This window comes from Sphingorhabdus pulchriflava, assembly GCF_003367235.1.
In the GTDB taxonomy this organism is placed as follows: domain Bacteria; phylum Pseudomonadota; class Alphaproteobacteria; order Sphingomonadales; family Sphingomonadaceae; genus Sphingorhabdus_B; species Sphingorhabdus_B pulchriflava.
Genome location: NZ_QRGP01000003.1, coordinates 362608 through 372297, shown reverse-complemented (window position 1 = coordinate 372297; position 9690 = coordinate 362608). Strand labels below are relative to the sequence as shown.

At 60.7% G+C, this 9690-nt stretch carries 9 protein-coding genes; 6 read left to right on the top strand and 3 right to left on the bottom strand.

Annotated features, from left to right (window positions below):
- The first annotated feature begins 764 nt into the window (after positions 1 to 764).
- From DXH95_RS15915 to DXH95_RS15895, 6 genes are all read left to right on the top strand, one after another.
- Complete coding sequence (locus tag DXH95_RS15915; RefSeq protein ID WP_115550534.1) at positions 765 to 1091, top strand: DUF736 domain-containing protein; 327 nt, start codon at positions 765 to 767, stop codon at positions 1089 to 1091.
- Between the two features lie 279 nt (positions 1092 to 1370).
- Complete coding sequence (locus DXH95_RS16155) at positions 1371 to 1529, top strand: hypothetical protein (protein WP_181883718.1); 159 nt, start codon at positions 1371 to 1373, stop codon at positions 1527 to 1529.
- A complete protein-coding gene (locus DXH95_RS15910) occupies positions 1480 to 2217 on the top strand; it encodes a reverse transcriptase domain-containing protein (RefSeq protein ID WP_115550533.1) in 738 nt (245 codons plus the stop codon). Before DXH95_RS16155 ends, DXH95_RS15910 begins: the two co-directional genes overlap by 50 nt.
- Positions 2218 to 2265: 48 nt before the next feature.
- Positions 2266 to 2469, top strand: a complete 204-nt coding sequence (locus DXH95_RS16395) for a DUF1289 domain-containing protein (RefSeq protein ID WP_115550532.1) — start codon at positions 2266 to 2268, stop codon at positions 2467 to 2469.
- 163 nt (positions 2470 to 2632) lie between these two features.
- Positions 2633 to 3187 (top strand): hypothetical protein, encoded by a 555-nt coding sequence (locus DXH95_RS15900; protein WP_239016701.1) that lies wholly within the window; start codon positions 2633 to 2635, stop codon positions 3185 to 3187.
- Positions 3187 to 4242, top strand: coding sequence for a relaxase/mobilization nuclease domain-containing protein (locus DXH95_RS15895; protein ID WP_115550531.1), 1056 nt, complete (start codon positions 3187 to 3189; stop codon positions 4240 to 4242). The genes DXH95_RS15900 and DXH95_RS15895 overlap by 1 nt, the downstream gene beginning before the upstream one ends.
- Positions 4243 to 4290: 48 nt before the next feature.
- Here DXH95_RS15895 and DXH95_RS15890 read toward each other — a convergent pair whose 3' ends face one another.
- Genes DXH95_RS15890 through DXH95_RS15880 form a run of 3 tightly spaced genes read right to left on the bottom strand, consistent with a single transcriptional unit; the run spans position 4291 to position 9690 of the window.
- The gene (locus DXH95_RS15890) at positions 4291 to 5226 is read right to left on the bottom strand and encodes a cation diffusion facilitator family transporter (RefSeq protein ID WP_115550530.1); all 936 of its coding nucleotides are present in this window, start codon (positions 5224 to 5226) and stop codon (positions 4291 to 4293) included.
- The gene (locus DXH95_RS15885; RefSeq protein ID WP_115550529.1) at positions 5223 to 8504 is read right to left on the bottom strand and encodes an efflux RND transporter permease subunit; all 3282 of its coding nucleotides are present in this window, start codon (positions 8502 to 8504) and stop codon (positions 5223 to 5225) included. The genes DXH95_RS15890 and DXH95_RS15885 overlap by 4 nt, the downstream gene beginning before the upstream one ends.
- 1 nt (position 8505) lies before the next feature.
- On the bottom strand, positions 8506 to 9690 hold the full coding sequence (locus DXH95_RS15880; RefSeq protein WP_115550528.1) for an efflux RND transporter periplasmic adaptor subunit: 1185 nt from the start codon (positions 9688 to 9690) through the stop codon (positions 8506 to 8508).

Here is a 9690-nt window from a genome sequence, read left to right as displayed (position 1 = left end):
CAGATGCGGCGGACGAGGTGGAGGGCGGCGATACCGGAAGCGAAGATGCGCTGGAGGAGTTCGACGAGCAACGCCTTGCGGCGTGAGCGGGGAGCGGGCGGCAATGTGCCGCCCGCTCTTGTCTGCGCCGCGCGCGCCACAAAGCCCCGTCCGGCAGAGCCGGACGGGGCTTGAGTGCTTGGTCATTTTGGGGTGGGGTTGGGGCGCGAACACGACCGGATGATGTCGATGCCAATCTCCGCCCGCGAATAGGCGGGCGGATCGGGGCGGGCGGGATGTAACGCTAACCGAGTCCGTCGCCGCCTTCCTGCGGTCTGCGCCAGTGGCCCTGTCACTGTCAGCCACGGCAACCCGGCGCGACGGGGCGTTTCCATTCCCTGCCCTGTCGGCAGAATGTCACAACTCCAGCCGGCAATCTCATTATCGGGTTACGCCAGCGGGTGCGCCAGCCAGACATTGAACGCGCCAACCGATCATTGCCAAATCTCCTTGCGCGCGACGGCCAGAACCGCGCTCACCCACGGCCTCGTCAATGGCTTTGGTTGCCAGCGGACGGCTGCGCCTCTTGCCCCTTGCTGCAACGGGGCAGCCCAAAGTTTCTTCCCCTGGGCTGCGCCCATTCCTCGCGGGACAAGAAACCCCGGTCTGCCCCGTCCTCCACTGCGTTGCGGCCCTGCGGGTGCAGCAGTGCAAGCCCCTGCCTGAAACCAGCCATCGAGGCCGCGAATGAGCGCGGGGTTCGACCAACACGAAGGAACTGAATCATGGCAAATATCGGCACATTCAAAAAGTCCGGCGACACCAACTACACCGGCGAGATCGTCACGATGAGCTTGCAGAAGAAGAACGTCACCATTGTCGCCGAGGAAGCGAGCGAGAATGAAAACGCCCCGTCGCACCGGGTGTTCGTGGCCAAGGCCGAAATCGGTGCCTGCTGGCAGAAGACCTCCAAGGAAGGCCGCGACTATCTCTCGATCAAGCTCGACGATCCCAGCTTCAACGCCCCGATCTTCGCCAGCCTGTTCGCCGATGAAGATGGCAAGACCTTCAACCTGATCTGGTCACGCGCCCGCACCTCGAACGGCCACTGACCATCGCACCAAAGCCTCGCCCGGTTCTGCCGGGCGGGGCTTCGCGGTGCTTATGCGGTGTGAGACTAAACCGGAAATCCAACGCTATTGCGCTTTGTGGCCATCCACCCTACTTTCCAGATTGTTCGGCGATAGCCCGCATACCCACCTGTCGGGATGCCCTGATGCAGCTTTGCAGCTACTCTGGTATCCACGTTTTGAGGCCATCCGGTCTCTTGGCTGACAACCCCTCTCAAGAGGGTTTGTGGTTTGCCGAGCAAGTAGATGAGGGAGGTGCTTATGACTGAAAAGCCACGCACCGGCCTTGATCGCGAAAAGATTCTACTCTGGACGGCAATCTTCGGATTGCTCAAAGTAGTAGCTGAAATCGCGATCAAGGCTGTCAGCTATGCCCGTAGCAATCCCCAATTTCGACTACAGCTATCTCCGCAAGGGTAAGCCGGTATTCGTGCCAACCAATATTGGCCGTCGAATTGGAAATGAGGTTAAGAAAGCGGTCGAGGACGCTTACTCGTTCGACCCGATCTATTTCCACCTGCGGCGTGGTGGCCATGTCGCCGCTATGCACCATCATCGCGACAATCACTTTTTCGCGCGCATCGACATTTCCAATTTCTTCTACAGCATTTCCCGACGGCGGGTGCAAAGTGCGCTGGACCGCATCGGGATCGGCAATGCTCGATTCTACGCGCAATGGTCGACAGTCGTTAGTCCGTATGCCGACCCGCGATTTGCCTTGCCCTACGGCTTTGTGCAGTCACCTATCTTGGCTTCCCTCGTGATTGCTACGTCTGACATTGGGGGGCAACTGCTGGGTCTTCCTGCGAGTATCAAGGTTGGCGTGTATGTGGACGACATTTCTCTTTCATCGGACGATGAGGCCGGACTCCAGCAAGCCTACAATACTATTTTGGGAGCGATTGCCGCAGACGGACTTGCCGTCAGTCCGGCCAAACTCCGACCACCAGCGGACATGATCGACATTTTTAACTGTGACTTGGCGCACGGCATGGCGAGTGTCAGGGACGACCGGGTCAATGCCTTCCTCACTAGCAATCCCTCACAGGACGCAGAAAACGCATTCGTCGCCTACTGCGCTTCGGTCGAGATGGGGAACCAAACTTAGGTGTGACGGGCTCGATGCGCTATTGCTCGTTTTTCGAGAAGACTCAGGTTGGCTGAGGGTGCATTAATTCCGCGCCCGTCTTCGCCCTGCAAAGAGATTTGCCGACTGGATTCCAGCGGCAAAGTCTGCACCGGCTGCAGTCGCACACTTGGCGAGATCGCCGAATGGGGGAGCGCGACCGCCAGCCGTCAGCACGAAATAGTGCGGCGATCCTCGGCCCGCATGGGAACTCTTGCTTCCCATCCTGCCTGAAACTTCAAACCCCCAAGCGCACCCAAAGCTCCTTATTGTCAGAAGTTGAAACCCGCTTTGGGTGCGCTTGTCTTAGGGGGTTTGTCTGATTTGTCTTTAATGCAGGATATGCCTAGCGGCGCGTGTTGTCATACATTGCCCTTGTTTTACGCGGGCATGTCTGATGGCGACAAATCACTTTGCGAACACGGCGATGCTCAGCATCCGGCTCGACGCCGATGCGCTCGCTGCGTTCGACAGGGTGGCGGTCGGGCGTGGCGGACGCAGCGCGATGGTGCGGCAGATGATCGAACGGACATTGCAAGAGTGCGATCAGCGGCCTCTCATTGACCGCCCGGAGGGCGCGTCGCGCAATCGCGTTTCACTCCGGTTTACCGATGTCGAGATTGCCGTGATCGAGGTTCGGGCGGCGCAGCGTTCGACTGATCGCGCCGGGTGGATCAAAGCATTGGTGCGCCGCCACCTCGCATTGAAATCACGGGTCGATGACGGGCTGCTGGCCGAACTCGCACCGATCAGAATGCAGTTGCTGCGTATCGGCCGCAATCTCAATCAGGCGATGAAGGCTGCTAATGCCTCGATGCTTGAAACCGGCGACAAGCAGATCGAACCCGAGCTGCGACGGATCGCCGACATGCGTATGGAAATCTCCGAGCAGGTGACAGCCGTTGGCGATGCCATGCGCGGCGATGTTAGCTACTGGACAGTGCCGGACTGATGGGTCTGGAATCCGCCCTGTGGGAAGCGACGCGCCCCGCCTTCCGGGTGCGCTACATCCATGACCCCGCCAATTCGTCGCGCGTCCCGCTCTATGCCAGCTACGGTTTTGCCACTGGCTCGACCGCACGGGCCAAGCTGGCGCGGATCGTCCGCAAGGCCCCCGAGGTGGTGGTCAAGGTCACGGGTCGCCAGCGCGGCGGTCGCCATGTCAAAGCCCATCTCGACTATATCGGACGCAAGGGCGAGCTTGGGATCGAAACCCGCGACGGCGAAATCCTTACGACCAAGGAGGACATCGGCGAACGCGCGGCGGAGTGGAGCGACACGCTGCAATGGCGTTCGCGGCCTACGGTGTCGTCGGTGTCACTGATCTTCTCGATGCCCGCAGGAACCGACCCTGAAAAGGTGCTGGGTGCCGTTCGGGCGCTAGCCCATTCGGAGCTGAGCGACAATCACGATTATGTCCTGGCGCTCCACACCGACACGCCGCGCCCCCATGTCCATCTGACGGTGCAGGCCGAGGGGCTGGATCGAACCCGCTTCAATCCCCGTCCGGTTCAGCTCAATCGTTTCCGCGAACGCTTCGCCCGTGAGTTGCGAGCGCGGGGAGTAGCAGCAGAAGCAACACCGCGACGCGCTCGCGGACAGGGCATCGCCGGATCGAGCATGGCTCTGGTCAAATTGCGGGCGAGGCTGCGAACCGAAGGGAGCCGGCAGATTGCCCAATCCGACCGCCGCACCAACGAGCAAGCCATTGCAGTCGCAAGGGGCCAGGATCAATTACCGCCGTTCATCGCAGCCGGCACATTCCGCTGGCAGGAGATACGCCGCGCTTATGAACAAACCGCGTCGGCGCTGGACGCCACCGGGCAAGCCGAAGACCGGGAGCTTGCCAGCGATGTGCGCGCCTTCCTCGACAAGCATCAGGGTATGAATGCCACGCCCGAAGTTTTTGCGGCACACCATGCAAAGCTGTTGAACCGTGCAATGCCTTCGTCAGAAGTCAGCCGGTCAAACGACATAAAACCTCCTGACGACGGACGAAGCCGCTGACTGGATCGTGTAGATTCAACCGTTCGGCCAGCCCAGATCAGCATAAGCTCACCTGTGCAAGCTCTCCTCATCCCCGCATGGTTCGGTCTCGGTCTGGATTGTCGCGTGGTGGATTGCAAACCGCGTTTCGAGCATTTCGGTCAGCGTGCGGCGGACGGTTTCAGCGTTGCCTCCATCCGCAACAGCGACGTGCGCCGTCAGGCTAGCATCGTCTCCCGCCACCGACCAGAGATGCAGGTCGTGAACGCCGGTCACGCCAGCGACCTCTCCCATTGCTGCGCGAATGGCTTTCAAATCGAAACCGCGTGGAACGCCTTGCAAGAGGATATGGGTCGTGTCGCTCAAGAGCGTCCAGGTGCGCGGCAGCACCCACAGGCCGATGGCGATGGCGACGATGGGGTCGATCCAGTTGAGCTTGGTGAAGTAGATCGCAATCGCCGCTCCGATCACGCCCAGCGAGCCGAGCATATCGGCCCAGACTTCGAGATAGGCACCCTTGACGTTGAGGCTGTCGTCCTTGCCACCGCTCAGGATTCGCATCGAAATCAGATTCACGATCAGACCGATGCTGGCGACGATCAGCATTCCCACAGATTCGACCGGCCTCGGCTCGAAAAAGCGCCCAATGCCCTCGAACAGCACATAGCCCGCGACTGCGAACAGCAGTATCGCGTTGAACGCTGCGGCGAGGATCTCAAATCGGCGGTAGCCAAAGGTGCGCTGGTCGTCTGGCGGACGCTGGCCGATTTTGACCGCCGCCAGCGCGATAGCAAGCGCGGCGCTGTCGGTGAACATATGCGCTGCGTCAGACAACAGCGCGAGGCTGTCGAACACGAACGCCCCAACCAACTCCGCAATCAGGAAGAGCGTGGTAAGCGCGAGTGCTATTGCGAGTCGCTTGGTGCTAGCTCCGGCTCCGTGATTGTGACCGCTATGTCCGCCGGTCTCCGGCACGTCCGCGCCGTGGTTATGTGCCTCGCTCATCGTGCTTCCCCCGTTGAATCGTCGCTATCCAAGACCACCCTTTCGCCAAGCGTCGTCACATCGCTGTAATCGCCCGCTACATGACGCCCGTGCCGTCCGCGCAGCAGCAAATGGCTGATCGCGGGAAGCACGAAAAGGGTGAGCAACGTCGAGGTAATCAGACCGCCGATCACGACGATCGCGAGTGGCTTTTGCACCTCTGCACCCGTTCCGGTTGCCAGCGCCATCGGGACGAAACCGATGGCCGGAACGATCCCTGTCATCAGAACCGCCCGAACGCGCTCCATCGTCCCTTCGGCGATGGCGGCGTCCACCGGCTTGCCAGCGTCAATCCGCTGGTTGATGCTCGACATCACGACAAGGCCGTTAAGGACCGTCACACCGGACAGCACGATGAAACCAACAGCGGCGGACACCGAGAACGGAAGACCTGTCAGCAGCAGTGAGAACACGCCGCCAGCCAATGCCAGCGGGATCGCGGAATAGACCGCAATCGCCTGTCGCACCCCTCCGAGCGCCATGAACAGGATGCCGAAGATCGCAGCGAAGATGATCGGGATCACCACCGACAAACGCGCCGAAGCGGCTTGCAGGTTCTCGAACTGACCGCCCCATTCGATGAAGCTGCCGCTCGGCAGTTTGACCTGAGCCGCGACCTTTTGCTGGGCCTCGGCGACGAACGATCCCAGATCGTTGCCGCGCACATTGGCTTGCACCACGACGCGCCGCTTGCCGTTCTCACGGCTGACCTGGTTGAGTCCTTCGGAAAAGCCGAACTGCGCCAGTTCGCGCAAGGGAACCGAAGCACGCGCACCACCTTCACCCGGCAGAAGCACCGGAAGGGCTCCAACCGCGTCGAGGTCGTCTCGCGTCGTATTGGCGAGGCGAACTACAATATCGTAGCGACGATCGCCCTCGAACACGATGCCCGCTTCACGTCCGCCAAGGGCAGCGGCAACGGTGTCGCTGACGTCCTGCAATGTCAGCCCGTAGCGCGCGATGGCGTCACGGTCGAACTTGACATCGAGGACGGGAAAGCCGGCCGTCTGCTCGACTTTGACATCGGCTGCGCCCGGAACGGTGTTCAGGACACCCGCGACCTGCTGGGCGATGCGGCCCATCTCGTCGAGATTGTCGCCGTAGAGCTTGATCGCAATGTCGCCCCTGACGCCCGCAATCAATTCGTTGAAACGCAACTGGATGGGCTGGCTGATTTCGAAGGCATTGCCGACCAGCGGCTTGAGCTTGTTTTCCACCCGCTCGATAACGTCTTCCTTGGTTTCGACGCCATCGGGCCATTGGTCACGCGGTTTCAGGATGATGAAAGTGTCCGAGGCATTGGGCGGCATTGGGTCACTCGCGACTTCCGCTGTCCCGGTTTTGGAATAGATCAGAACCACCTCGGGCAGCGATGCCACGGCTTTTTCCACCTTCAACTGCATGGCCTGCGAGGTGTTGAGCGATGTCGAGGGAATCCGCAGCGCCTGCATCGCAAGATTGCCCTCGCCCAGCACCGGGATGAACTCGCTCCCCAGGAAGGTGAACACAAAGATGGCGGCAGCAAAGGTGCCTCCCCCTGCGCCGATCCACGGCCAAGGCCGCTCGATGACGCGCTTGAGGACAGGCTCATAGCGTTCCTTCGTCCAGGCGATTGCCTTCACTTCCTTCTCTGCAACCTCGCCACGAATGAGCAGTGCGATCATGGCGGGGACGAAGGTTAGCGAGGCGATGAACGCGCCGCCAAGCGCAAGCATGACGGTAATCGCCATCGGCGAGAAAGTTTTGCCCTCAACACCAGTGAAGGTGAGCAAAGGCACGAAGACGAGGAAAATGATGGCCTGACCATATAAGGTCGGCTTGACCATCTCGCGCGATGCCTCGAACACTTCGTGCAGTCGCTCGGTCAGCGTAAGCAAGCGGCCTTCGTGGTGCTGTCGCTCGGCTAGCCGTCGTAAGCAGTTCTCGATGATGATGATCGAGCCATCGACGATCAGCCCGAAATCGAGCGCGCCAAGGCTCATCAGATTGCCCGACGTGCCGGTGAGATTCATCCCGGTTCCCATGACAAGGAACGAGATCGGGATAACCAAAGTCGCGATCAGCGCGGCGCGGAAATTGCCCAAGAGCCAGAACAGCACGACGGCGACCAATAAGGCCCCTTCGATGAGGTTCTTCTCGACCGTGCCAATCGTTGCATCGACCAACTCAGATCGGTCGAGAACGGTTTTGACCGTGATTCCGGGCGGAAGCGATTTGGTCACTTCGTCCAGACGCTCGGCAACGTCGGAGGCGACGATCCGGCTATTGCCGCCCGCCAACATGAGCGCGGTGCCAATGACAATTTCATGGCCGTTCTGTGAGGCCGAACCGGTGCGCAGCTCGCCACCAACTTTGACATTAGCGACATCGCGGACAGTGACGGGCACGCCGCCACGACTGGCGACCGCGGCACGTCCGATTTCATCCACCGTGCGGATGCGGCCATCGGCGCGGACCAGAAATGCCTCGCCGCCGCGTTCGACAAAGTTTGCACCGACCGAGATATTCGCCTTTTCCAAGGCTTCGGCCAGTTCGGAAAAGGAAATGCCGTAGGTCGCCATTTTCGAGGCATCGGGCTGAACGACAAACTGCTTCTCAAAGCCGCCGATGCTGTCGATACCGGCGATGCCCGAAACCGTTTTCAATTGCGGGCGGATCACCCAATCCTGCACCGTTCTGAGATAGCCGAGCTTGGCCACGTCGTCGGTAAGGACTTCACCTGAAGGTGTCATAAACGACCCGTCGGGTTGCGGCCCCGGCTTTCCGGCAATCCGGGGCGCCTCCTTGGTGCCGGGCTTCTCGAAATCGACCACATACATCAACACTTCGCCAAGGCCGGTCGATACCGGCCCCATCTGCGGCTCCGCGTCTGCGGGCAATGCCCCCTTGGCCTGGTTCAATCGCTCGGCAACTTGCTGCCGGGCAAAATAGAGATCGGTATGGTCCTCGAATATCACCGTGACTTGGCTGAAACCGTTTCGCGAGATCGAGCGCGAACTTTCAAGGCCGGGAATCCCCGCCATCGCTGTCTCGATCGGGAATGTGACTAATCGCTCGATGTCTAGCGGCCCCAGATTCGGCTCGATCGTGTTGATCTGCACTTGCTTGTTGGTGATGTCCGGCACCGCATCAATGGGCAGCTTCATCAACTCGTTCAGGCCGTAAGCGGAAATGATCAGGGTGAGGATGACCACGCCCCAGCGAAAGCGGATTGCCGCATCAAGAAGTTTTTCGATCATCTCAATGCTCCGCCTCGCCCTTGCCGATTTCGGCTTTGAGGAGGAAGGCACCCTTGGTCGCAACGACCACACCGGGTTTCAATCCGTCAATGATCTCTATCCTGCCACCGCCACGCTGGCCGGTCACAACCGTCGTTGCCTGAAAACCCTTGGCAGTCTGGACGAAGACGACTTCCTTGCCCTCTACGGTTTGCACCGCTTCTTCGGGTAGGCTTATCATCGAGGTCGGAGCCGCTCCTGCTGGCACAATGCGAACTCGCAAACCTTGGCCCGGGGTCAACTGGCCCACGCCCTCGGGCGCAAGGACGATGGTTGCTGTCTTGCTCTCGGGATCGAGACTCGGAGTCGCCGACCGCACAGTGGCATTCACCGTTTCGCCGCCAAGCAGTTCGATCACGGCGCGGTCTCCCGCCCGGATGCGGCGGGCGTCGGCGGGTAGGACCGAGGCATTGATCTGGATCTTGCGGGGATCTGAGACGCGGAACAGTTCCGCGCCAGCGGTGACATAGCTGCCCAGCGTCGCATCGGATTTAGTGATCCGGCCGGAAATCAAGCTGGTCACCGCCAGAAAGCGTCCGTCGCCGGAAATCCTGGCAGCACTTGCGGCCGACTGGGTGCGCCGTACTTCGGCTTCGGCTTCGGCCAGCACGGCTTGCGCCGCCTCCAGGTCCTGCCTCGCGGTCACTCGGGCATCGAACAGGCGCTTTTCGCGGACATAGGCCGAACGCGCGGCGATGGCCCGCGCATTGGCGGTGCTGCGCTCTGCCGCAATCATCGAAGCATCGCGGCTTTCGAGATAGGCAATCGTTTCACCGGCAGCGACACTGTCGCCTAGGCGTTTGGTAATCCGAGTGACGGCTCCATCCGCGCGGGCCGTAAGCACCGCTTCGCCATCAGGTGCCGCCGCAACCACGCCTTGCGCGATGATTTCGGAACCAAGCCCCCCAGCCTGAGTGACTTCGGTCACAATGCCGGCTGCCTTGGCTCGCGCAGCATCCATTTCGATCAGGCCTTCGACGTGGCCTTCCTCCTTTTCTTCTTCGCCATGCTCGGCTCCCGCTACGGGCGCTGTCGCGGCGGTTGGAGCGAACAGGGTGCGGCCCAGCATCACGCCGCCTCCGCCCAGCACGAGAGCCGCAATCGCAACTCCCGCGATCAGTTTTGTTTTGTTGGTGTCGTCGGTCAT